This is a genomic window from Lentzea kristufekii (assembly GCF_033949925.1).
GTDB classification, from domain to species: domain Bacteria; phylum Actinomycetota; class Actinomycetes; order Mycobacteriales; family Pseudonocardiaceae; genus Lentzea; species Lentzea kristufekii.
The window spans coordinates 1-21,949 of sequence record NZ_JAXAVV010000045.1 but is presented as its reverse complement, the minus strand read 5'-3'; the positions used below and the strand labels follow the sequence as shown (position 1 = coordinate 21,949).

The window sequence follows — 21,949 nt, the reverse complement described above, 5'->3', positions numbered from 1 at the left end:
CCGTTTGTCAACGTACGTTGACATCATGACGGAAGCGACGGATCTCGCCACAGCGGCTGGGGATCGTGACCCGAAGGTCGGGTTGCGGGCCGTCAGCGCGTTGCGGCGACTGCTCGAACATCTGGAGGCGGCCCAGGTCCGCAGTGCGCGGGCGCAGGGCTGGTCGTGGCAGGACATCGCGGCGGAACTCGGGGTGTCCCGCCAGGCGGTCCACAAGAAGCACGGGGGGCGATGATGATCGCGGAACGGTTCACGAAGGAAGCCCGTGAGGCGGTCAAGGCCGCGGTGCGGGAGGCGGAGCAGATCCACGCCGCCGAGGTCGGCGTGGAGCACCTGCTGCTGGCGTTGCTCGACTCGCCGGTGCTGGCCGGGTTCGACCTGCCGCGCGACGAGCTGGAGACGGCGTTCCGGGACTACCGGCGCAAGGGCGGGCTGACCAAGGCCGACTCGGAAGCGTTGCGCGGCTTGGGAATCGACGTCGACGCGGTGATCGAGTCGGCGGAGCAGTCGCTCGGGACCGGGGTGCTGCGGCCGGGTCGGCGCCGGCGGTGGTTCGGGATGCCTCTGGAGCCGGACTTCAAGAAGGCGCTGGAGAACTCGTTGCGCGAATCGCGCGACCTCGGCCACAACTACCTGGGTGTGGAGCACATCCTGCTGGCGTTGTTGCAGGGCAAGGGAATCGTGGCCGAGGTGCTGACGGAGCGAGGTGTCACGTACGCGGAGCTCCGCAAGCGGGCCGCGAGCGCTCGCGCCAGGTGAGCGCGGGCAGGAACAGCTGCGCGAGCGGGCCGATGCCGAGCGCGTAGAGGACCGTGCCGATGCCGACCGTGCCGCCGAGCAGCCAGCCGGTGCCGAGCACGAGAAGTTCGAGCACGGTCCGCGTGAGCCGCAGGGAGATGCCTGTGCGGCGGCAGAACCCGGTGACCAGGCCGTCGCGCGGGCCCGGTCCGAGCCGGGAACCGACGTACGCGGCGAACGCGACGGCGTTCAGGACGATGCCCAGTGTCAGGAACACGATTCTGGGCAGGAGTCCTTCCGGTGCGGGCAGGAGCCAGAGCGTCACGTCGACGCTGACGGCGATGACCACGACGTTCGCGATGGTGCCGATGCCGGGCTTCTGCCGCAGCGGGATCCAGGCCAGCAGGACGAGCACGCCGGTGATCGCGGTGATCAGGCCGAAGCTCAGGCCGGTGATCTTCGTGAGGCCCTCGTGCAGCACGTCCCACGGGTTCAGGCCGAGGGTCGCGCGGATCTGCATCGCCATGCTCGCCCCGTAGAGCCAAAGACCTGCGAAGAGCTGCGGGAGGCGACGGGCTGGTGAGATCCGGACGGAGACCTGGTGGAGTGCGGTCATGGAGGCCATGTGGCCATGTTGCGCTGCGATTGGCCTGGTAATCCATAGCCAATTCGGGATAATTGGCTTCATGCTCCCACCAGGTGGACGTATATCCGGTGCTCGACTGGCTCGGCTTCTGGGTGAGTGGCGTCGTGGCGGTACCCGGCAGGGGTCGGTCGACCTCGCCGCGGCGCTGAAACTGCTGGTCGCGGACGGCCGGTTGCCCGTCGGGACGCGGCTGCCGTCCGAACGCGAGCTCACCGACGCGCTGCCGGTGAGCCGCACCACCATCACCGCCGCGCTGGACCAGCTGCGCACCGAGGGGGTCGTGGAGTCGCGGCGCGGGGCCGGGTCGTGGATCAACGGTCCGGTCGGCGCCGGCGGCGGCATCACGGGCGGCGACGACACGTTGATCGACCTGACCCGGTGTGCGCCGCCGGCGCATCCCGGACTGCGGCAGGCCATGGTGGCGGCGATGGCCCAGATGCCCGAGCACCTGGGATCGCACGGCTATCACGAGCGCGGGCTGCCCGTGCTGCGTCAGGTGATCGCCGATCGGTACACCGTGAGGGGACTGCCGACCTCGGCGGACCAGATCGTGGTCACGTCAGGAGCGCAGCACGCGTGGGCGTTGACGCTGCGGCTGTTCGCCGGGCCCGGTGACCGGGTTCTGGTCGAGCAGCCGACCTATCCCAACGCGCTGGAGGCGGTGCGGGCGGCGTCGGCGATCCCGGTACCGGTGCCGATGACGGACGACGGCTGGGACGTCGACGCCTACGAGGCGGCGTTGCGCCAGGTCGGGCCCCGGCTGGCCTACCTCATCCCGGACTTCCAGAACCCGACCGGAGCGCTGCTCTCCTCCGCCGGCCGGGAAGCTCTCGTCGCCGTGCTGCGCAAGGCGCACACGCCGCTCGTCGTCGACGAGACGCTGGTCGAGCTGTCGCTGACCGACGAACCGATGCCGTTGCCGATGGCGGCGTTCGGCGGGGACCTGGTGGTGACGCTGGGATCCGCGAGCAAGTCGCACTGGGGCGGACTGCGCGTCGGGTGGATCCGGGCATCGGTGGAGATCGTGCACCGCCTGACGTCCACGAGGGCGGCGATCGACCTGGGGACGCCGGTGTTCGAGCAGCTGGTGCTGGCCGACCTGCTGAAGGATCCGGAACCCGTGCTGCGGCAACGGCGCCTGGAGTTCGCCGCGCAACGGGACGTCGCGGTGCAGGCACTGGCGGAGCACTGTCCACAGTGGAGTTTCAAGGTTCCGGCCGGTGGTCTCGGCCTGTGGTGCACGCTCGACGCGCCGATCAGCACCCGGATCGCCGTGATGGCGCAGAACCACGGCCTGCGACTCGTTCCCGGCCCCAGGTGGGCCGTGCACGGGGGGTGTGAGCAGATGCTCCGAGTGCCGTACACGCAGTCACCCGAAGTGCTGCGAGAAGCGATAGGCCGTTTGGGTGTGATAGCTGCATCTGTTGCGGGTACAGGCTTTCCGGCGGATGCCGAGCTGTCGACGCCGGTCGCGTGAGACACGTCGGCCCGGTCTCCCGCAGCGGGGGAGACCGGGCCGACGAACTTGCAAACGAGAGGCCTGCGGAGGGGAACGTCCCAGGGATTGGCGTTCCCCGTCCGCAGGTTTCCCGTGTGGTCCGAGACTGCGGGGGCAGCGCGGCACTCGGACCAGACCCGACCTGCCAGGGCGCGGTTGGCAGGTCAGGAAGACTGGGGTTCCTTGCGTACAACGGGAAATGACAGAAGGAGTTACTGGCGCGACGGCACGAGACGGTCACAAATCGCGCAGAGGGCAGACTGGTCCTGTCGGACTCAGTCGGGTGACGTGCTGGGCAGGCCCGGAATGCTGCCGGGCGCAGTGCCGTCGCGACGCTCCTCGACCGACCACGTGGCGGGCGGGAAGAGCGAGTTGTGCGACGTCAGAACGGCGAGCACGCCGCGCGTGCCGCCGGAGTTGTCGGTGTGGCCGGACGACGCGGAGGCCGTCGCGACCACGGGGGCCTGCTGCGGTGCGGGCAGCGGCGCGTCCGGGCCGGGAATGGACCAGTTGTAGTCGTTCGCCGGCGCGGGTTCGGTCTTCACGGGAGCGGGCACCGGAAGATCGGGAAGGAGCTGCACGGCCTTCTTGGCCACCAGGACGGGCGCGGGTGGCGGAGGAGGCGGCGGGGGCAGTGCGGCCGCGAGCCTCGCGGCGATCCTGGCGGCGCGGACCTTGGCCTTGGCCGCGATGACCTCGGGCGGTGCCTCGTTCGAGATGGTGCCCGAGCGCGAGTTGCTGGTCGAACCGCCGGTGAAGTCGAGGATCGGGCCCTCGTCGGGCTCTTCCTGGGCCTCTTCCTGGGGCTCTTCTTCCGGCTCCGTCAGCGCCGGCGGCGGGACGAGCTTCTCCGGCTGGTGCTTCTCCACCACCGACGCGGTGAACGCCTTCGCCCACCCGGCCGGGTCGTCGAGGAGCTGCGGCGCTTCAGCGGCGGTCTCGGTGGTGAACGCGGCGGCAGGGGGTTCCTCGGGGCTGGCGGACGCGGTCGTCCCGCTCAGCAGCCAGGCGGCGGCGGTGAGCCCGCCGAGGGCAGCAGTCCGCAGCAGCAGTGCACGCACTCCACCACCTGCCACAGGATCACCACCCGTCCACCGTTTCGGGTCACCCTCAACGCACAGCGCGCCATCGGAGGTCGACGTAGAGCTATGTCTAGCACCGGTGAGTGACTTTGCGAACCCACTCCGCGCTAAACACCCGGAAGGGCGGTCTTGTGCGGCTGTCCGTGTTGCCCTGATCAGGCATGAACACCCTCAGTGTCGTCATCGGATCGAGTGACATTGCGCGTCGGTCTCCTGTGGACCGTGTCGCGGCGGGGGATGGTGTCCGTTGTGGACGCGCCCAAGCAGGTCAACAGCCTCTCTGAGCTGGTCGATCACGCCTCCGCCGAACTCGGTCCGGTGGTCGTGCACGATTCGGCCGGCCCAAACGAGTGTTTGGTCCGTTCGGGGGAACTGATCGTCCTGCCGCTGGACGCACCCACTGTGCGCAAGCGCTTGCGAGGCGTCTACTCGCACGAGGAGATCGCTTCGGGCGCCATCCGCATGCACCTGAAAGCCTCCGAACGAGCGCGCGTCGTCGAGGTCGCCGCCGACGTGGGGGCCACCCCGAACCACGTCCACTTCGCCTGCCCGATCATGATCGGCACCTCCCGCCCGGTGATCGGCGAGCGCCTCCCGGACCTGCTGGGCGAGGGCACGGTCGCGTTGCTCGACACCCCTCTGGACGCCCCGCACGGCGCGTTGGTCGCCGGCGTCCTCCGCCACCACGGAGCCTTGGTGCGCCCGTTCCCCGTCCTGGGCGCCTCGGGTTTCGGCGACGACCTCACCCTCGCCGCCGCGTTGCGCGCCACCCGCGACCTGCCGGTGGTGCTGGTCGCCTCCGGCACCTACTCGTTCGACGACCTCTGCCCGCCGGTCCTGGCCGGCTGCGGCGGCAACGTGGTGGCCGCGGCGGGCAACGGCGGTTCCGAACGCCCGTGGTGGCCCGCCGCCTTGCCCTCGGTGACGGCGGTGGGTACCTCGGCCGCCTTCTCCGGCCGCGGGCACTGGGTGGACGTGGTCGCGTCCGGGGTCGACGTGCCGGCGACGGTCGGGACCTCTCAGCTGCTCTGCACCGGCACGTCGTTCGCCGCCGCCCTGCACGCCGCCACCCTCGTGCCGGTGCCGTAGCAGCTGAAGCCCAGGTGGGCGACGGCCCGCGCGGCTTCCGCCGGGTGGTCGACGAGGCGGTGGACCTCGGCCATGGCCGCCCCGACCCGCGCGTCCGGCACCGGCAGCACGCTCGCGATCACCGCTCTGGTGCCGGCGTCGAGGAACGCGCGGGCGAGACCCGACTCGCAGGCCGACAGGACGACCGTCTCGGGCGGGTGCTCGATCCTCGCGATGTCGTAGCCGTAGAGCGGGCCGTCCCGCAGTTCGAGGTGGGAGAACAGCGGGTTGTCCGGGTGGACGTGCCCGTGCGCCGCGATGTGCACGATTCCGGCGCCGTCGAGCTGCTTGAGCGTTGATTCCACAGTGGACTCTGCGATCGTGCCGCCGTGTTCCTGGTGCAGTGCGGGCACTTCGTCGCAGGACAGCCCGGGTCCGGTGACCCAGAGCCGGTGGCCGCCGCGACCGGAAGGCCTCCACCGGCTCAACGACGGAACGACGTGGACCCGGCGGCCCAGTGCCGCCCACGGCATCTCGTTCAGCACCCCGTCGGGGATCACGACGACCTCCTCCGCCTCCGGCAGCAGGTCGGTGGTGACGGCGCGCCCGGCCCGCAGTGCGAGCTTCGCGGAACGGACGAGTTCGGAGGGGTCGGGCACCACGCGCATCCGAGCACGTCCGTCGACGAGCGTGACGGCCTTCATCTGTCCTTCGTGGACGATGAAGCTGACCAACGGCAGTCCCGTCGGTGCGGCGTCCGTGTCCTCGCTTCTCCTGGACGCGAGGGTGAGCCTTCGAACGTTCCGCTCCAACGCCTCCAGTGGCAGTCCGAACGCCTTCGCCCGGCGCAGGTCGGTGAGCGCTTGCGCGAGCCCGGGATCGTTGGGAGGCAGCGGAACGGAGGCCCGGTGCCGCTCTGACCAGTGCAGCACCTCGCGGGCAGTCCTGGCGAGCCCGAGTGCGTGCCCGGTCAGCTCGCGCCGCGGCCAGTCACCGTGGTGCTCGTCGAGCACCTTCAGACCCGCCCGGCACGCGGCGAGTGCACCTCGCCGATCAGACCGCCGAGCCTGCGCGAGCCACCCGAGCGCCCGCGTCTGGGCGGGCCCGCGAAACCGGTGCGCCGCAACGGCGTCCAGCTTCCCGGCCGCCAGCATGAACTCGACGTCCGTGCCGCCGTGCCGGACGGCCGGAGCCGGATCTCCGTCGCGCAACGCACAACGCGCGCTCAGCACCGCCAGCTCGGGCACGTGCCGATCGCACCGCCGCAGCAACTCCATCGCGGGCGCCAGCACCCGTCGCGCGTCCGCCGTCAGCCCGGCCGCGAGCAACGCCTCGGCCCGGTCGACGAGTGCCTCCGGCCGGCTCGCCGAGTCGAGACCGGCCTTCGCGGCCTCCTCGTACCTGCGCAGCGCCAGGGGCAGATCGCCGGCGAGCATCGCGACGAATCCCCTGTTGTGCAGGCACATCGCCGCCCGTCCCGGCTCGCCCATCGCGCGCAGCAGCGTCTCCGCGGCCCTGAAGTCGGCCTCGGCGGACGTCAGCCTGGTCGCGTTGCAGCGGGCGATCCCGCGTCCGATCAAAGCGTTGGCCAGCCACCTCTCGTCGCCGTACCTGCGCAACTCCCGGATGACCGCGGTGAGTTCGGCGATCGCCAACCTGGGCTCCTGGCAGAGGTGCAGCCCGCGCAGACACCTGGCCCGAGCGAGCTCCCTGCCGCGCAGCAGGGGTGTCGCGTGGTCGAGGTGCTGAAGGCTCCGCTTGCGGCGGCCACGGTCCAGCTCGATCCACGCGAGCGTCAGGTGGAACCGCGCCTCGCCGGTGAGCCGCAGCCCGCGCCGGGCGAACCGGGCGGCGACGTCGAGGTGGCCGAGTTCGACGTGGGCGACGCTGAGGTCGTGCAGGGCGTCGGCCCGCTGTGCCCTGGTGCCGCGGACCTCGGTCGTCGCGATGGTGGCCCGGGGGTCGGCGCTGGCGCTCATGCGACGAACCAGCCGGTCGTGAGGCCCAGACCGGGCACGGTCACACACACCGGGCCCGGCTGGACGGTCGCGCGGAACCAGCCCTCGGGATCCGGCCGCAGTGCCTGGACGGACGACGGTGAGTGGATCTCGACGGCGAGGTCGCTGTCGTCCAGCACGCCGGTCAGGTGGCCGGGGTCGAGCTGCAGGTGCAGGCGGCCGGTGCCGAGGTGGAACACGAGCTGGCGGGAGGGGCCGCGGACCGGTTCGTCCACAGGGGTCATCGGTTCGAGGCCCGTCGGGCGCGGTGCGAGAGCCGGCGGCGGGGTGTCGGAGCTGAGCAGGCCGGCGATCTCGTCGAGCAGCGAGTCCCTCATCGCGAACCCCCTAGGTCGAGCAGGCTGTGGACAACTGGCTGAGGCGGGGCGTCGGCGCGGGACAGGGCGGCGGGTTCGGGAGGGGCGGCGGCCTGGGCCGGAACGTCAGTGCACGGCAGAACCGCAGACCCCGATGGGCTGTCGGCGCAGCCTGGAGCTGTGGACAGCCTGCGGAGGCCCGGCTGGGGCGGGGCGTCGGTGCGATCGAAGAGGTCGGCCAGCAGGGCCAGGAGGTAGTCCCTCATCGCAGGTCCACCAGCTTCCGCCGCAGCTCAGCGAGGCAACGGCTGCGCGTGGAGCCAACGCTCCCCAGCTTCATCCCCAGGGCGTCGGCAACCTGTGCATAACTCAGTTCGGGGCTGTGGGCAGCGATCCTCAGCAGCCGCTGGCAGCGCTCGTTCAAGGTCATCAGCGCGGACCACAGCCGGCGCTGCCGGTCGTTGGTGATGGCGACCTCGTCCGGGGCCGGCAGGACGGACGCCGGCTCCCAGAGGTCGTAGGAGACCTCGCGGCCCCGCGTGCGCAGGACTGCTATCGACTGGCGGGATGCGGTACGGACCAGCCAGGTCGCGAGGTGCTCGGGTTCTCGCAGGCGGGTGAGGTGTTCTGCCAGGCAGAGCCAGGTGCACTGGTAGACGTCGGCGGCGTCGGTCTGGCTCAGGCGGAACGATCTGGGCACCGACCAGACCAGCCGGGAGTAGCGCTCGACGAGGGCGTCCCAGCCCGAGAGACCGGAACGCCACGCGGTGAGAACCTCAGTGTTCGAGTCCATGCCATTTGGAGTCGAACTCCGGAGCCGCGGCTCCGCACCTCACCCGAAAGTGGGTTGTCCACAGTTGTGGAGAAACTTATCCACACCTGTGGGCAACTACAGCTTGTGGAGGCGCTCCGCGGCTTCGTCGATCACGGCGTCCTGCTTGCAGAACGCGAACCGGATGAGGTGCTTCCACTGGTCGGGCCGGTCCGTGAACACCTGGACCGGCACGGCCGCGACGCCGATCCGGGCGGGCAGGTCGCGGCACAGCGCCAGGCCGTCGGTGTAGCCCAGCGGCCGGACGTCCGCGCAGATGAAGTAGGTGCCTTCGGACGAGCGCACCTCGAAGCCGGCCGCGCGCAGGCCCTCGGCCAGGCGTGCGCGCTTGGACGCCAGCGAGTCCCGCAGCCCGGTGACCCAGTCCAGTTCGGCGGTCAGGGCGTGGGCGACGGCTGGCTGGAACGGTGCGCCGCCGACGAAGGTCATGAACTGCTTGGCCGCGCGGACCGCCGAGACGAGTTCGGCGGGGCCGCAGACCCAGCCGATCTTCCAGCCGGTGCAGTTGAACGTCTTGCCGGCACCGGAGATCGACAACGTCCGCGTCGCCATGCCCGGCAGCGAGGCCAGCGGGATGTGGACGAGTCCGTCGAACACCAGGTGCTCGTAGACCTCGTCCGTGATCGCCAGCAGGTCGTGCTCGACGCACAGGGAGGCGATCGCTTGGAGCTCCTCCAAGCGGAAGACCGTGCCTGTCGGGTTGTGGGGCGTGTTGACCAGGATCGCCCGAGTCCGCGGCGTCACGGCCGCGCGCAGGGCGTCGACGTCCAGCGCCAAGCGGCCGGAGGCGTCCTCGCGCAGGCCGACGGTCACCCGCGTCGCGCCCGCCATGGCCACGGAGGCGGCGTACGAGTCGTAGTACGGCTCGATGAGGATCACCTCGTCGCCCGCCTCGACCAGCGCCAGCAACGAGGCCGCGATCGCCTCGGTGGCGCCGACGGTCACCAGGACCTCGGTGTCCGGGTCGTAGGAGAGGCCGTAGCGGGAGCGGTGGGCGGCGACGGCGCGGCGCAGCACCGGCATGCCCGGGCCGGGCGGGTACTGGTTCACCCCTGACGCGATCGCCGACTGGGCGGCCTGCAACATCGACGACGGACCATCGGTGTCGGGGAAGCCCTGACCGAGGTTGACGGCGTCGTGCTGCACGGCCAGCGCCGTCATCTCCGCGAAGATGGTCGACGTGAACGGCTGCAACCGGGGAACTAGCGCTGGTACCCGCACAACGCAGGATCTTCACGGACAATGTGGTTGTGGAGCAACTGACCGCCGCTGACCAGCAGAAGCGCACGGACCTGCGCAAGATGAAGCTCGTCGCGACGAGCTTCCTGATAGGCGCGACGATCATCTTCTTCGGCACGCACGCCTTCGAGGGTGCCTGGGTGGGCTACGTGCGGGCCGCCGCGGAGGCCGGCATGGTCGGCGCCCTCGCGGACTGGTTCGCCGTCACGGCCCTTTTTCGCAGGCCACTGGGGCTGCCGATCCCGCACACGGCGATCATCCCCGAACGCAAGAACATGTTCGGGCAGACGCTCGGCGACTTCGTGGGCGTCAACTTCCTGAGCCCCGAGATCGTGCAGGACAAGCTCCGCCGGGCGGGCATCGCGGAACGTGCGGGCGCCTGGATCAAGCAGCCCGCCAACGCCGAGCGGATCACCAACGAGCTCTCGAACGTCCTCAAGGGCGCGATCACGGTCCTCAAGGACGAAGAGGTCCAGGCGGTCGTGGAGCAGGCGATCGTGAAGCGGGTCACGGAGAAGCCGTGGGGTCCGCCGCTGGGCAAGCTGCTCCAGCAGGTTTTGACCGACGGCGCGCACCACAAGCTCGTCGACCTCATGTGCGACCGCGCCTACGAGTGGGTGCGCGACAACTACGACAAGGTCAGCCTCATCGTCTCGGACCGCGCGCCGACCTGGTCGCCCAAGTTCGTCGACGCCCTGCTCGGCGACAAGGTCTACACCGAGCTCGTCAACTTCGCCTGGGCGGTCAAGACCGACGTCAACCACCCGATGCGCCTCGCCGTCGACCAGTTCCTGATCGAGTTCTCCGGCGACATGCAGACCGACGAGGCGACCATGCACCGCGCCGAGCAGGTCAAGCAGCAGGTGATCGGCCACCCGGACGTCCAGAAGCTGATCAGCAGCGCTTGGAGCACGGCCAAGAAGATGCTGATCGATGCCGCCGAGGACCCGTCCAGCGAGCTGCGCAAGCGCGTCACGCAGGGCCTGATCACGCTCGGCACGAACCTCACGGACGACCTGGAGCTGCGCGCCAAGGTCGACGGCTGGCTGGAGCAGGCCGCCGGGTACGTCGTCGGCAACTACCGCGCGGAGATCACCACGCTGATCACGGACACGGTCGAGCGCTGGGACGCGGAGGAGACCTCGCGCAAGATCGAACTGCAGGTCGGCAGGGACCTGCAGTTCATCCGGATCAACGGCACCGTGGTGGGCGCGCTGGCCGGCCTGGTGATCTACACCGTGGCCAACGTGCTGTTCTGAGGCGTGTTCTGGGCTCTTGTCCGTTTTCGGAACGTGCGGGCCTTCTCGCGGTTCCCGCACACCTGCATCGAGCACCAGGTGCGCGAACGGTTGCGCGAGCGGTCGAAGAACGCACGCTGGCAATCATCGGCAGGACAGATCTTGAAGCGTTCCCAGGAGCCCAGCACCGCGAGGCGGGCCGACGCGGCGAGCACCGCGCCGAGCGCGTCCGAGCTCGACAGCACCGGAACGCCGTCGGTGAGCTCGATGTGGACGACGCCCGCTGCCGTCTGAGGCCCTGACGACCCCTCGATGGACGACCGCAGTGCCGCACGAGCGGCGCGCGCCTGCGCGAGTTCGCTGCTCCGCCCGAGGCCGCGCTCGGTCACCCACGCGCGCCAGGAGGCTTCACTGTCCAGTACTTGTCGAGTGTTCAGGAAGTCGAGCAGCAGCTCGACGTCGTGATCCCAGCCGACAGTCAGACCAGTCACCCCTCCACTGTAGGCGCCACGGCGGTCGCCCGTCAGGGCATCCAGGGAATACACCAGGTGTATACATCGTGTGTATAGTCCTCCTCATGTCGATCGGGCACGCACTGTTGGGCCTGCTGGAAGGCGGTCCAAGGCACGGATATGACCTGAAGCGCGCGTATGACGAGCGTTTCGGTCACGACCGGCCGTTGCACTACGGACAGGTGTATTCGACCCTGTCGAGACTGCTGAAGAACGGCCTCGTGAGCGAGGCGGGCGTGGAGGCGGGCGACGGCCCGGAGCGCAAGCGGTACGCGATCACGGACGCCGGGGTCACCGATGTGGAACGTTGGCTCGGCACGCCGGAGAAGCCCGAGCCGTACCTGCAGAACACCCTCTACGCGAAGGTCGTGCTGGCCCTGCTGTCCGGCCGCAGCGCGACCGAGGTCCTCGACACGCAACGCGCCGCGCACCTCACCGCGATGCGTCAGCTGACCAGGCGCAAGACGGACGGCGACCTCGCCGACCAGCTCATCTGCGACTTCGCCCTGTTCCACCTCGAAGCGGACCTGCGGTGGCTCGAGCTGACCGCGGCCCGCCTCGACAAACTCGCCGAGGAGGTGGCCCGATGACGTCCCTGCTCACCGCTGAGGGCCTCTGCAAGTCGTTCGGGAAGACGAACGCGCTGGACGGTGCCGGCATCTCGATCCGCGAGGGCGAGGTCGTGGCGATCATGGGCCCGTCCGGGTCCGGCAAGTCCACCCTGCTGCACTGCCTCGCGGGCATCCTGCCGCCGGACTCCGGCACGGTCACCTACCGCGGCCGCGACCTGACCGGGATGAGCGACGGCGACCGCAGCGAGCTGCGGCGCACCGAGTTCGGGTTCGTCTTCCAGTTCGGCCAGCTCGTGCCGGAGCTCACCTGCCTGGAGAACGTCGCGCTGCCGCTGCGCCTGAGCGGCATGAAGCGCAGGGACGCCGAGCGCGCGTCGAAGGAGTGGATGGCCCGGCTGGAGGTCGACGCGGTCGCGGACCAGCGGCCCGGCGAGACCTCCGGTGGCCAGGGGCAACGGGTCGCGGTGGCCCGTGCGCTGGTCACGGCGCCGAAGGTGATCTTTGCCGACGAGCCGACCGGCGCACTCGACTCGCTCAACGGCGAGCGGGTGATGCACCTGCTCACGACCGCGGCCAGGGAGACCGGCGCGGCCGTCGTGCTCGTCACGCACGAGCCGCGGGTCGCCGCGTACTCGGACCGCGAGGTCGTGGTGCGCGACGGCCGTTCACGGGACGTGGAGTTCGTCAGGTGAACCGCGTTCTCAGCGATCTCGCCCTGGGCGTCCGGCTGGCTGTCGGGGGCAGCCGGAAGTCCTGGGTGAGGCTCCTGCTCCAAGGTGCCGGCATCGGGATGTGCGTGGCGGTGCTGCTGCTCGCCGCGTCGATCCCGACCGCGTTCGGCAACCGCGACCAGCGGGGAGACGCCCGCAACCTCGTCGAGGAAGGCACCGGGGCGGCGCCGCTGCTGCTGGAGAACGGGTCGGTCGCCTACCGGACCGACTCCATCAGGGGTGGGTACGTGCGCGCCATGGTGGCGGACGCGCCCAAGCCGCCCGGCGTCGAGCGTCTGCCGGGGGACAACGAGATCATCGTGTCGCCGCGGCTCGCGGACCTGCTGGCGAGCCCAGAGGGCGAACTGCTGCGGCCGAGGTTCCCGCAGAAGGTCATCGGCACGTTCGCGCCGGAGGGCATGGACGGTCCGCAGGACCTCAGGTTCCTCGCGGGGGACTCGAAGATCCAGCGGAACAACGGCAACCAGGTCTACGCGTTCGGCCAGGAGTACCCAGGCGGTGGGCTGCCGACGATCCTGTTGATGCTCAGCATCGTCGGCGCGGTCGTGCTGCTGTTCCCCGTGCTGGTGTTCGTGAGCGTCGCGACCCGGCTGGCCGCCGCTCAGCGCGATCGCCGGCTGGCGGCGTTGCGACTGGTCGGGGCGGGTGCGACACGGGTGCGGCTGATCGCGTCCGGCGAAGCCCTGGCCGGTGCGGTGGTGGGACTCGTCGTCGGGTTCGGGCTGTTGTTCGCGATCAGGCCGCTCGCCGACGACATCCCCATCCCCGAGATGGCGGTGTTCCCGAGCGACCTCACGCCGACGTTGCCGCTGACGCTTGTCGTGGTGATCTCCGTGCCGGTCCTGGCGGTGCTGACCTCGGTGTTCGCCATGCGCCGCACGATCGTCGAACCGCTCGGCGTGGTCCGCGAGCAGAAGCCGGTGAGGCGCAGGCTGTGGTGGCGGGTCGTGCCCGCGCTGGCCGGCGCGGCGCTGCTGGCCAGCCAGTTCGGCAAGTTCGGCGGGCAGGCGAAGCCGGAGGAGTGGCCGATCATCGCCGGCGTCGTCCTGCTGATGTTCGCCGTCCCGGCGTTGCTGCCGTGGCTGGTCGAACGGGCCGTTCACCGGCTGAGCGGCGCCACGCCCGCGTTGCAGCTGGCCGTGCGCCGGTTGCAGCTCGACGCGGGCACGGCGGCACGGGTCGTCGGCGGGGTGGCGGTCGTGCTTGCGGGCACCGTGACGCTGCAGGTGATCCTCGCGGGCGTCGAGAACGACGTGAAGGCCGAGGACACGCGGGCAGCGAGCAGGAACTCCCTCAGCGTCACGGTGAACGAGACCACCCCGATTCCGGACCTGCCGGACGTGCTGGCCAGGACACCGGGTGTGGTCGGAGTGCACAGCGTCCAGCGCACCTGGGCGGCGACGCCCGACAACGACCACACCACCATCGCGGTCGGAACGTGCGCCGCGCTGAAGACGGTGGTGGACCTCGCGGACTGCGCGGACGGCAAGGCCTACCTCGTGCCGACCGGTAACGGTCTCGGTGATCCCAAGGCCGGTGACGTTCTCCGGTTCGAGGAGACCGGCGGCACCTGGACGGTCCCGGCGCTGGAACGCAGGACCGGTACCCGCCTCGGGATCTTCGTCACCCCGGCCGCAGCCGGGAACCTCGACCTGTCCCGCACGTACGCCGAGATCCAGGCCGAGGTGGACACGACGCGGCCGGACGTCGCGGAGCACGTGCGCAACGCTCTCGCGCCCTACTCGTGGCGGGTGCACACCATCTTCTTCGGTCAGGACAACTCGTCCGAGGTCGAGCAGGTGTTCCTGGCGGTGCGCAGGGCGCTCTACGGGGCCGCGCTGCTCACGTTGCTGCTCGCGGGAGCGTCACTGCTGGTCGTGGGGCTGGAGCAGGTGCGGGAACGGCGCCGTCCGCTCGCGGTGATGGCGGCCAGCGGGGTGCCGCGCGGCACGCTGGCCCGGTCTCTGGTGTGGCAGAACGCCATCCCGCTGGTGATCTCCACGGTGGTGTCGGTGGGCACCGGCATCCTGCTCGGGGTGCTGGTCACGAGGGCGTTCGACGCCGAGGTCCACTACGACTGGGCGGGCATCGGCTTCGTCACCGGCATCTCGGTGGGGATGGTCGTGCTGGTCACTGCTCTGATGTTGCCTTCGCTGAGAAGGGCGACCGGAGCACTTGGCCTGCGGACCGAGTAGTCCTGGACGTCATCTCGTGCTCTGCCAGGCGGTCCTGCACCAGTCCGTGCCGGAACTGGTAGCAGGCTCCCGCCCGGCAGAGCACGCCGAGCTTGCGCGCGTCCTCCAGGAAGACCATCAGCTCCCAGGGCAGCTTTCCGCGCAGTGCCAGCCAGATCCGGGCGACGGTGAACCACCACCAGCGCAGGTGCAGCACGGCCAGTGCGAACCCGAGCATCAGCCCGGACGCGAGCCCCAGCCCGACCATGCCGGTCTGGGTCGGGCCGAAGACCAGTGCCGCCGCCGATCCGAACACCACGGCCAGCACGAGAGATCCGGTCCAGACGGCGATCCGGTCGCGTGCCATCGTCCACTGAGGACTGGAAGCCTGCGACAGCTCGGCGGCGCTCGACAACGCGAACCGCAGCGCGATCGCGACGGCGAGCCCGAGTCCGACCACGAGCCCGGCGGAAAGTCCGTACAGGGCACCGAAGACGAGTCCGGCGGCGAGTCCGAGAACGCCGGGGACGAGCAGCAGACTGCGCCAGATCCCCAGCCGCGGCTTGGCCTTGCGTTCGTGTGACGCGGTCAGCGCGGCGGCGCCGACGGCGATGCCCGCGACCAGGCCGGTGATCGGGGCGAGCGACGGCGTGATCGAGTACGCCATCAGCCAGCCGACGCCGAACCCGCCGATCGCGCCCAGCACCAGTGCGCCGAGCACGGCGAGCCACGTGTTGCCGACCGACCGGCGCAGCTCCCACCAGGCCAGCTCGCGGATGCCGCGGTCGCGCATCTCGTGGGCCAGGAACTCGAGCCACTTGCGCGCCCTGTCCCGCGGCCAGACCTGGGTGGCCCTGGCGTGGTGCGCGAACGCCCTGTTGCCGAACGCCCGCGACACCAGTTCGTCGCAGAGGTGGTCGGAGATCGCCCGCGCGTCCGGGAAACGACCGCGGTCGAGCAACTCGGTCGGCTCCGCCTCGCTGTCCGCGTAGACCATGCTGGCCAGCCACATCGTGAGCGGCGTCGACAGCGCGTCCGCGAGCCTGCCGTCCGGTTCCTCGCGCAGCTGGATGAACACGGGCTCCCAGCGCGCGGCGCCCCAGCTGTCGGCGCTCGCCCGCAGGTAGGCGGCGACCTCGTCCAGGTCGAGCGGGGCCAGTTCGACGACGTCCGCGCCGGGCAGCGGGCCCGCGAGGTGGACGGCCTGCTCGAACTCGTCCGTGCGGCAGGTCAGCACCAGCGGGCGCTTGGCGGGGAACGCCTTGGCGATCCGCGCGAGAGCGTCCGCACGCTGGTGAGCGGGGATGTCGTCGAGACCGTCGAGCACGGGCAGGACCAGGTGCTGCTCGATCAGCAGGTCACCGGCGTAGCTGCCGTACAGCTCGGTGTTGCGCAACGCCGGATGGTCCTCGTACAGCCTGCGCGTGAGCCACGTGCGGATGTCCTCGACCGCCGGGTTCCACGTCGACAGGGGCAGCAGCACCGGCACCATGCCGCCGTCGTAGCGGTCCAGCAGGCCGCACGTCAGCAGCATCGCGACCGTCGACTTGCCGGTGCCGGCCCCGCCGATGATCACCATGCGCCGGTTGATCTGCCGTTGGAACGCGCCCACGACCGCGTCGCTGCGTCCCGGTGGCGCGGCCGGCTCGTCGCTCACGTCCAGCTCGGTCGCGATCCAGTGCAGGTCGAGCAGGTCAGGATCGGTGAGGCCGCGCGAACGGACCTCGTCGTTCCACTGCGACTGCAGGCCGACGGCGAGCGCGCGGCACGCCGCGTCGAGGTGCTCGTCGGTGCTCAGCGCGGCGTTGTGCCGGCGGCGGACCCAGGGGTCGAGCAGAGCCAGCAAGCCCAGGAACGCCAGCGCGAGCACGATCAGCCACAGGTGCGCGTTGATGCCGTGGTCGGTCACGAACAGCCCGGCCGCGGTGAGGACCGCGGTCAGCACGCAACCGGTCAGCAACGCCTGCTGACGGAATCTGGACATGCGTCGCATCATGACGCACCGCATCCGCTGGGGGTCGATTCAGTGACCCGTGTCGTGACGTTTGGTTGTTGATCACAGCTGCCACCGGAGATCGCCCAGGGTGAGGTGCTGTCCGTCGGGCCCGATCGTGATCCCGAACTGGCCGCGGCGGGGTTTTCCCAGCTCGTGCCAGGTGACGAGCGCGTCCTCCGCGATGTCCCACAGCCGGCGCGGGCCGCCCTGGTCGACGCGGGAACCGTGGTGGTGCACCCAGGATCCGTCCGAATGGGCCAACCAGCTGGGCCCCGCGACGACGTCTCGCAGCGCGATGCCCGCGAAGAACTCGAAGGGACTGGCCGGGTCGAGCACGGTGTTGAACGGCAGCGTGGTGGTGCTGCGGTCGAACGAGCCTGCTCCGGCCGGCGCCGGTGGGTGGGCGTGCGCGCGCAACGGCATGAAGCGACCGTCCTCGGTGAGCACGCGTCCTTCGCCGGTGCCGTCGCCATTGGAGACGATGCGGACGAGGCCCGCGCCGATCGGGCGGTGCAGCGTGGTGACCACCAGGCCGCCCGGTGTCGTCTGCTCCAGCCAGGCGAGCGGGATCGTCGCGACGGAGCAGGTGGCCAGCAGGCGGTCGTACGGTGCGCGGCCCGGGTGGCCGAGCGCGCCGTCGCCCGTCACGCAGGTGGGGAAGAAACCGTTGGCGTGCAGACGTTCGCGCGCTCGCCGCGAGATGTTCGGGTCGACGTCGATCGTGGTCACGTTGCCCGAACCGACGGCGTGGCACAGCAGAGCCGCGTTGTACCCCGTGCCCGTGCCGACCTCGAGCACCGAGTGTCCGGTGTGGACGTCCAGCGCCTCCAGCATGATCGCCATGATCGTGGGCATGCTGGACGAGCAGGTCGGTGTGCCACCGGTCACCGTGTCATCGCCGTTGAACTGGGTAACCCACACACGGTCGGCGTAGACGAGCTCCAGCCAGCCGGGGTCGCCCGCGGTGAGCGGTTCCCAGTCGCCGCTGTGCAGCTGGCGGTAGAAGCGCGGCAGGAACTCGTGGCGCGGGACGGCCTGGAAAGCCTTGTGCCACTTGGGATCGCGCAGCACTCCATCGCCGAGCAGGTGGTTGGCCAGCTCGGTGCGCAAGGCCCCGGCGTCGTCCATGTCACCTCCCACGGTATCCCTGTGGCGGAGCACACGCAGCGATTGCTAGCAGGGTGCTTGCAACAGCTAGCACTCGTCGCTAACGTGGTTGGTGGCACGAGGAACGGGAGCGGGAACAGTGGACAAGTCCATCGACAAAGCAGTCGCGGACCTCGGCCGCAACATCGGTGAGTACATCCGCGAGCAGCGCAACACCGCCAAGATCTCCTTGCGGGAGCTGGCGAAGCAGGCGGGCGTCTCCAACCCATACCTCAGCCAGATCGAGCGAGGTCTGCGCAAGCCCAGCGCGGAGATCCTCCAGCAGATCGCCAAGGGCCTGCGCATCTCGGCCGAAGTGCTCTACGTCGAGGCCGGGATCCTCCAGCAGCGCGAAGGCGGTGCGTTGGCGGACGCCATCGTCGCCGCGACCGATCTGACCGAGCGGCAGAAGCAGGTGCTGCTCGACGTCTACGAATCTTTCAGGCGGGAGAACACCGCCACCAACGAGGAGGACTGATCTCCATGCCGAAGCTCACCCAGGACGACGTTCGCAAGGCCGCCGAGCAGGGCGCCCACGCCGCACGCCAGGCGCTGCTCGCCGCGCTCGGTGCCGGTGACCTCGCCGCCAAGGCGGTCGTCGAGGCCCTCACCAAGGCCAAGGAGCGCGCCGAAGAGGCCCGCACCCAGGCCAAGGACCTCCCGACCGAGCTGAACGACCTGCGCGACAAGCTGCAGCCGGCCGAGCTCAAGAAGCTCGTCGACGCCTACACCGCCTCCGCGGTGAACCTGTACACCTACCTCGCCGACCAGGGCGAGCAGACGCTGGAGCAGATCAAGGCCCAGCCGCAGGTCAAGCAGGCCGTGGAGCAGGTCGAGCACGCCGTCGAGGCCGCGCAGAAGCGCGCCGAGTCCGCCGCCGCCGACGCCCGCGTGATCGCGGACGACGTCCTCGGCAAGGTGACCCGCCGCACCCGTTCGGTCGGCGAGAAGGTCGCCCACGAGGTCGAGGACGCCGCCGAGAAGCTGGCGGAGGAGATCGTCGAGGTCGGTGGCGAGGCCGCGCACGAGGTCCGCAGCACCGCCCGCAAGACCGCGAACCGCACGGCTCCGCGCAAGCCGGCGACGACGACCCGCACCACGGGCACGACCGCCGCGGCGAAGAAGACCACGCCGAACACCACCAAGTGAGTCGCTGAAAAGTCACCGGGAGGGGAGCAGTCCGCGAGGGCTGCTCCCCTCCCGGCGTACGTGCACGTAGTCTGGTTGCGTGTTCGAAATCCCGATCTTCAGCATCTGGTACCTCGACACCGTCGTGTACTTCGTGTTCGACCTCGTGTTCAGCATCATGGGGCTGTTCGCGTTCTTCCACGCGCTGACCCAGCGCGTGGACGCCTACACGGCGGCCGAGCGGATGACCAAGCCCGCCTGGCTGGGTATCACCGGAGGCGGCGCGGCGGCGTTGCTGCTGTTCGGCCCCGGCGGGGTCGGGTCGATCTTCTGGCTGGCCGGCCTCATCGCGGTGCTCGTGTACATGGTGGACGTGCGCCCGAAGCTGATCGAGGTCCAGCGCGGCCCCCGTTGGTGATCACCCACTCGTACGGCTCCGGCTCACCGGTGACCCTGGTCGCCCACGGGCTCGGCGCCACGCCCGGCGAGGCGAGGATTCCCGCCTCCGGGCTCCCCGGCACCCGCGTCGTGGTGACCCTGCCCTCGCACGGCGACGCCCCGGACGCGCCTGAGGGCTACTGGGACTACGGCCGGATCGCGGCCGATCTGGGCACCGTTCCCGCTGATCAGGCCGTTGGCGTGTCGCTGGGCGCAGGTGCCCTGGTCCGGCTGATGTCGCTCGAACCCGATCGTTTCCGGCGCGTCGCCCTGCTGCTGCCCGCGGTGCTCGACCAGCCCCGGCAGCCGTTCACGCTCCAGCAGCTGTCCGACCTGACCGTCGGGCCCCCGATCTACGTGGCCGAGCGCAGGGCCGCGCTGACGCGGCTGGCGGCCGCCGCCGGGCAGCTGCCGGGCCAGGTGGCCGTTCCCGACGCCTCCGTGCTGGCCGCGGTGTCCGCTCCGGTGCTGGTCATCGGCGCTGTCGGCGACCCGCTGCACCCCGGGGACGTGGCGAAGGCGACCGCGGCCGCGTTCCCGGACGGGGAGCTGTGGCTGATCGACTCGCCCTCACCGATGATCACCCATCGGACCGAGATCCGGCACCGGTTGGCCTCCTTCCTCGCCGGGTAGCCGAAGTGCATGGTTGAACAGAAGAAGATCGCGTTCCTGGTGGCCGAAGAGGGCATCGAGCAGGTCGAGCTCACCGATCCGTGGGCGCACGTCGAGAAGGCCGGCGGAGTGCCGCGCCTGCTCGCACCGAAGCTCGGCGAAGTGCGTGGCTTCAACCACCTCACGCCCGCCGACGCGTTCCCCGTCGACACGACCTTCGCCGACGCCGACGCCGACGACTACGACGGTGCCGTGATCCCAGGTGGCGTCGCGAACAGCGATTTCCTCCGCATGGACGACGACGCCGTCGAGTTGGTGAAGGCGCTCGTCGCGGCGGGCAAGCCGATCGCGTCGATCTGCCACGGGCCGTGGCTCCTGGTCGAGGCGGGCGTGGTGCGCGGCAAGATGCTGACCTCGTTCCCGAGCCTGCAGACCGACATCCGCAACGCGGGCGGTGACTGGGCGGACGAAGACGTCCGGGTGTGCGACATGAACGGGTGGACGCTCGTGACGTCCCGCAACCCCGGCGACCTGCCGGCGTTCAACCGGGAGGCCCTGAAGGCGTTCGGACTGGCCGAGTAGCCGGGATCTGCAGCTCCCGGCACTCTTCTTACAGGCGCGTCTCGGCGTAGTGCGCCATGGCGTCACGCAGCCATTCGGCCATGTTGTCGCCACCGACCTCGAAGTTGACCCGGAACTCGTCCGAGTCGACGTAGAGGTCGCCGAGGCCCTTGTAGGACTCCCGGTTGGGCGTCCAGCTCAGGCAGATCCAGCGGTAGTGGCGGTCGACCAGCTCCTGCGTCCGAGGAGCGTCGATCGCCGTGCCCGCGGTGAACAGCGCACCGAGTTCCTCGGCGATCTCCCGCCACTGGGCCATGAACTGGTCCGCGTCGGCGCGCGTCCAGCCCTTCATCCTCTTGCGGCTCTCGGCGATGTGCTCTCGCGCACCGTCGCCGTAGCGCTCGACGAGCTCGGCCTCGTGCCGTTCCTGCTTCTTCGCGTCGAAGCCGTCGAACAGCTCTTCCATCTTCACTTCATCCCCTCCTTCCAGTTCTTCGATCGTCCGCGCGACGGTGCTCGCGAGCCGGTCCAGCCGCTGACGTTCGCCCTGCAGCCACCGGTGGTGGTTGCGCAGGACGGTCAGCTGGTCCGTGCCGTTGAGCATCTCCGCCACCACGTCGAGACCCAGGCCCAGGTCGCGCAGCAGCAAGATCTGCTGCAGGCGGTGCACCTGTTCCTTTTCGTAGTAGCGGTAACCGTTGTCGCCGATCCAGGCCGGCGGCAGCAGGCCGATCGAGTCGTAGTGCCGCAGCGTCCTGGACGTCACCTTCGACATCCGGGCCACCTGGGCGATCGACCAGGCCATTCGGTTCCCCCTTCGCGCTCTGAAAATGAAGGTAGGGGTTGACGCAACGTAAAGGTCAAAGGGGAATTTGGCAGGATGGACCGCGTGTGGACCATCGCTGGATCGTTGGAACCCGTGCCCGTGCTGTCGCGCCTCGACCTGGTGCCCGAGCCGGTCGCGGCCGCGCTCAAGACCTTGGACGGCGCTGACCGTGTCGCCGTCGCCCCGATCGACGCTTCCCTGGCGGACACCGCCGAGTTCTGCGCGCACTACGGTTCGCCGCTCGCGGCGTCGGCGAACTGCGTGGTCGTCGCGGGCAAGCGCGGCGACCAGGTCCGTCATGCGGCCTGCATGGTGCTCGCGACCATGCGTGCGGACGTGAACGGTGTCATCCGCAAGCGGCTCGACGCGCGCAAGGCCTCGTTCGCGCTGATGGACGAGACCGTGGCGTTGACCGGCATGGAGTACGGCGGCATCACGCCCATCGGTGTGCCCGCGGACTGGCCGATCCTCGTCTCGCCCGAGGTGGCCGCCGCCCCCGAACTGATCGTGGGCAGCGGCATTCGCGGCAGCAAGATCCTGATCCCCGGTGACGTGCTGATGAAGCTCACCGGGGCCGAGGTCCTCCCCGGTCTAGCCC

Annotated in this window: 24 protein-coding genes; 14 read left to right on the top strand and 10 right to left on the bottom strand. The window is 70.2% G+C overall.

Going from position 1 to position 21,949, the window contains the following annotated elements; translation table 11 throughout:
• Window positions 1–25: 25 nt before the first annotated feature.
• The gene (locus SK571_RS44735) at window positions 26–235 is read left to right on the top strand and encodes a helix-turn-helix domain-containing protein (RefSeq protein WP_030473166.1); all 210 of its coding nucleotides are present in this window, start codon (window positions 26–28) and stop codon (window positions 233–235) included.
• Complete coding sequence (locus SK571_RS44730; protein ID WP_319990187.1) at window positions 232–759, top strand: Clp protease N-terminal domain-containing protein; 528 nt, start codon at window positions 232–234, stop codon at window positions 757–759. Before SK571_RS44735 ends, SK571_RS44730 begins: the two co-directional genes overlap by 4 nt.
• On the opposite strand, the gene yczE is transcribed toward SK571_RS44730, so the two are convergent.
• Window positions 710–1,363, bottom strand: coding sequence for a membrane protein YczE (gene yczE / locus SK571_RS44725; protein WP_319990186.1), 654 nt, complete (start codon window positions 1,361–1,363; stop codon window positions 710–712). The two genes, SK571_RS44730 and yczE, sit on opposite strands and share 50 nt — an antisense overlap.
• A 61-nt stretch (window positions 1,364–1,424) precedes the next feature.
• Between yczE and yczR the strand changes: the two genes are divergently transcribed.
• Window positions 1,425–2,861 carry a MocR-like transcription factor YczR gene (yczR, locus tag SK571_RS44720; RefSeq protein ID WP_319990185.1) on the top strand — a complete coding sequence of 479 codons (1,437 nt, stop codon included), beginning with the start codon at window positions 1,425–1,427 and terminating at the stop codon, window positions 2,859–2,861.
• Between the two features lie 296 nt (window positions 2,862–3,157).
• On the opposite strand, the gene SK571_RS44715 is transcribed toward yczR, so the two are convergent.
• A complete protein-coding gene (locus SK571_RS44715; RefSeq protein WP_319990184.1) occupies window positions 3,158–3,943 on the bottom strand; it encodes a hypothetical protein in 786 nt (261 codons plus the stop codon).
• A gap of 243 nt (window positions 3,944–4,186) precedes the next feature.
• Here SK571_RS44715 and SK571_RS44710 point away from each other — a divergent pair, with 243 nt between their 5' ends.
• Complete coding sequence (locus tag SK571_RS44710) at window positions 4,187–5,053, top strand: hypothetical protein (RefSeq protein WP_319990183.1); 867 nt, start codon at window positions 4,187–4,189, stop codon at window positions 5,051–5,053.
• Here SK571_RS44710 and SK571_RS44705 read toward each other — a convergent pair.
• The 4 genes from SK571_RS44705 to SK571_RS44690 all read right to left on the bottom strand — a co-directional run bounded on the left by SK571_RS44705 (window position 4,984) and on the right by SK571_RS44690 (window position 9,399).
• Complete coding sequence (locus SK571_RS44705) at window positions 4,984–7,011, bottom strand: CHAT domain-containing protein (RefSeq protein WP_319990182.1); 2,028 nt, start codon at window positions 7,009–7,011, stop codon at window positions 4,984–4,986. The two genes, SK571_RS44710 and SK571_RS44705, sit on opposite strands and share 70 nt — an antisense overlap.
• Complete coding sequence (locus SK571_RS44700; RefSeq protein ID WP_319990181.1) at window positions 7,008–7,367, bottom strand: hypothetical protein; 360 nt, start codon at window positions 7,365–7,367, stop codon at window positions 7,008–7,010. The genes SK571_RS44705 and SK571_RS44700 overlap by 4 nt, the downstream gene beginning before the upstream one ends.
• Window positions 7,368–7,608: 241 nt before the next feature.
• On the bottom strand, window positions 7,609–8,139 hold the full coding sequence (locus SK571_RS44695; RefSeq protein WP_319990180.1) for an RNA polymerase sigma factor: 531 nt from the start codon (window positions 8,137–8,139) through the stop codon (window positions 7,609–7,611).
• Between the two features lie 96 nt (window positions 8,140–8,235).
• Window positions 8,236–9,399 (bottom strand): pyridoxal phosphate-dependent aminotransferase, encoded by a 1,164-nt coding sequence (locus SK571_RS44690; protein ID WP_319990179.1) that lies wholly within the window; start codon window positions 9,397–9,399, stop codon window positions 8,236–8,238.
• 29 nt (window positions 9,400–9,428) lie between these two features.
• Here SK571_RS44690 and SK571_RS44685 point away from each other — a divergent pair, with 29 nt between their 5' ends.
• Window positions 9,429–10,676 (top strand): DUF445 domain-containing protein, encoded by a 1,248-nt coding sequence (locus SK571_RS44685; protein ID WP_406602114.1) that lies wholly within the window; start codon window positions 9,429–9,431, stop codon window positions 10,674–10,676.
• On the opposite strand, the gene SK571_RS44680 is transcribed toward SK571_RS44685, so the two are convergent.
• Window positions 10,649–11,146 (bottom strand): CGNR zinc finger domain-containing protein, encoded by a 498-nt coding sequence (locus SK571_RS44680; protein WP_266035580.1) that lies wholly within the window; start codon window positions 11,144–11,146, stop codon window positions 10,649–10,651. The two genes, SK571_RS44685 and SK571_RS44680, sit on opposite strands and share 28 nt — an antisense overlap.
• A gap of 86 nt (window positions 11,147–11,232) precedes the next feature.
• Here SK571_RS44680 and SK571_RS44675 point away from each other — a divergent pair, with 86 nt between their 5' ends.
• The 3 genes from SK571_RS44675 to SK571_RS44665 are packed head-to-tail and all read left to right on the top strand — an operon-like array spanning window position 11,233 to window position 14,665.
• Window positions 11,233–11,757 carry a PadR family transcriptional regulator gene (locus SK571_RS44675; RefSeq protein WP_319990178.1) on the top strand — a complete coding sequence of 175 codons (525 nt, stop codon included), beginning with the start codon at window positions 11,233–11,235 and terminating at the stop codon, window positions 11,755–11,757.
• Window positions 11,754–12,431, top strand: a complete 678-nt coding sequence (locus SK571_RS44670) for an ABC transporter ATP-binding protein (protein WP_319990177.1) — start codon at window positions 11,754–11,756, stop codon at window positions 12,429–12,431. Before SK571_RS44675 ends, SK571_RS44670 begins: the two co-directional genes overlap by 4 nt.
• Window positions 12,428–14,665, top strand: coding sequence for an FtsX-like permease family protein (locus SK571_RS44665; protein WP_319990176.1), 2,238 nt, complete (start codon window positions 12,428–12,430; stop codon window positions 14,663–14,665). Before SK571_RS44670 ends, SK571_RS44665 begins: the two co-directional genes overlap by 4 nt.
• Here SK571_RS44665 and SK571_RS44660 read toward each other — a convergent pair.
• Both SK571_RS44660 and SK571_RS44655 read right to left on the bottom strand, forming a co-directional pair.
• Complete coding sequence (locus SK571_RS44660; protein ID WP_319990175.1) at window positions 14,601–16,628, bottom strand: NACHT domain-containing protein; 2,028 nt, start codon at window positions 16,626–16,628, stop codon at window positions 14,601–14,603. The two genes, SK571_RS44665 and SK571_RS44660, sit on opposite strands and share 65 nt — an antisense overlap.
• Before the next feature lie 72 nt (window positions 16,629–16,700).
• Complete coding sequence (locus SK571_RS44655; protein ID WP_319990174.1) at window positions 16,701–17,768, bottom strand: methyltransferase domain-containing protein; 1,068 nt, start codon at window positions 17,766–17,768, stop codon at window positions 16,701–16,703.
• Between the two features lie 118 nt (window positions 17,769–17,886).
• Here SK571_RS44655 and SK571_RS44650 point away from each other — a divergent pair, with 118 nt between their 5' ends.
• From SK571_RS44650 to SK571_RS44630, 5 genes are all read left to right on the top strand, one after another.
• Window positions 17,887–18,264, top strand: a complete 378-nt coding sequence (locus SK571_RS44650) for a helix-turn-helix domain-containing protein (protein WP_090066023.1) — start codon at window positions 17,887–17,889, stop codon at window positions 18,262–18,264.
• A 5-nt stretch (window positions 18,265–18,269) separates the two neighbouring features.
• Window positions 18,270–18,935, top strand: coding sequence for a hypothetical protein (locus tag SK571_RS44645; protein ID WP_319990173.1), 666 nt, complete (start codon window positions 18,270–18,272; stop codon window positions 18,933–18,935).
• A 103-nt stretch (window positions 18,936–19,038) separates the two neighbouring features.
• The gene (locus SK571_RS44640; protein ID WP_319990193.1) at window positions 19,039–19,332 is read left to right on the top strand and encodes a DUF2516 family protein; all 294 of its coding nucleotides are present in this window, start codon (window positions 19,039–19,041) and stop codon (window positions 19,330–19,332) included.
• A complete protein-coding gene (locus SK571_RS44635; RefSeq protein ID WP_319990172.1) occupies window positions 19,329–19,985 on the top strand; it encodes an alpha/beta fold hydrolase in 657 nt (218 codons plus the stop codon). The genes SK571_RS44640 and SK571_RS44635 overlap by 4 nt, the downstream gene beginning before the upstream one ends.
• A gap of 9 nt (window positions 19,986–19,994) precedes the next feature.
• Window positions 19,995–20,546: a type 1 glutamine amidotransferase domain-containing protein gene (locus SK571_RS44630; RefSeq protein WP_319990171.1), complete on the top strand. Its 552-nt coding sequence runs from the start codon at window positions 19,995–19,997 to the stop codon at window positions 20,544–20,546.
• A 28-nt stretch (window positions 20,547–20,574) separates the two neighbouring features.
• Here the strand turns inward: SK571_RS44630 and SK571_RS44625 are convergent, their stop codons facing one another.
• Complete coding sequence (locus SK571_RS44625) at window positions 20,575–21,330, bottom strand: MerR family transcriptional regulator (protein WP_319990170.1); 756 nt, start codon at window positions 21,328–21,330, stop codon at window positions 20,575–20,577.
• A gap of 75 nt (window positions 21,331–21,405) precedes the next feature.
• Here SK571_RS44625 and SK571_RS44620 point away from each other — a divergent pair.
• Window positions 21,406–21,949, top strand: a 544-nt coding sequence (locus tag SK571_RS44620; RefSeq protein WP_319990169.1) for a YbaK/EbsC family protein, incomplete at its 3' end; no start/stop codon positions are given.

Coding starts and splice junctions, on each gene's coding strand:
- SK571_RS44735 (WP_030473166.1), top strand. CDS start 26: ATGACGGAAGCGACGGATCTCGCCACAGCGGCTGGGGATCGTGACCCG.
- SK571_RS44730 (WP_319990187.1), top strand. CDS start 232: ATGATGATCGCGGAACGGTTCACGAAGGAAGCCCGTGAGGCGGTCAAG.
- yczE (WP_319990186.1), bottom strand. CDS start 1,363: ATGGCCTCCATGACCGCACTCCACCAGGTCTCCGTCCGGATCTCACCA.
- yczR (WP_319990185.1), top strand. CDS start 1,425: ATGCTCCCACCAGGTGGACGTATATCCGGTGCTCGACTGGCTCGGCTT.
- SK571_RS44705 (WP_319990182.1), bottom strand. CDS start 7,011: ATGAGCGCCAGCGCCGACCCCCGGGCCACCATCGCGACGACCGAGGTC.
- SK571_RS44700 (WP_319990181.1), bottom strand. CDS start 7,367: ATGAGGGACTCGCTGCTCGACGAGATCGCCGGCCTGCTCAGCTCCGAC.
- SK571_RS44695 (WP_319990180.1), bottom strand. CDS start 8,139: ATGGACTCGAACACTGAGGTTCTCACCGCGTGGCGTTCCGGTCTCTCG.
- SK571_RS44675 (WP_319990178.1), top strand. CDS start 11,233: ATGTCGATCGGGCACGCACTGTTGGGCCTGCTGGAAGGCGGTCCAAGG.
- SK571_RS44670 (WP_319990177.1), top strand. CDS start 11,754: ATGACGTCCCTGCTCACCGCTGAGGGCCTCTGCAAGTCGTTCGGGAAG.
- SK571_RS44660 (WP_319990175.1), bottom strand. CDS start 16,628: ATGTCCAGATTCCGTCAGCAGGCGTTGCTGACCGGTTGCGTGCTGACC.
- SK571_RS44655 (WP_319990174.1), bottom strand. CDS start 17,768: ATGGACGACGCCGGGGCCTTGCGCACCGAGCTGGCCAACCACCTGCTC.
- SK571_RS44645 (WP_319990173.1), top strand. CDS start 18,270: ATGCCGAAGCTCACCCAGGACGACGTTCGCAAGGCCGCCGAGCAGGGC.
- SK571_RS44630 (WP_319990171.1), top strand. CDS start 19,995: ATGGTTGAACAGAAGAAGATCGCGTTCCTGGTGGCCGAAGAGGGCATC.
- SK571_RS44625 (WP_319990170.1), bottom strand. CDS start 21,330: ATGGCCTGGTCGATCGCCCAGGTGGCCCGGATGTCGAAGGTGACGTCC.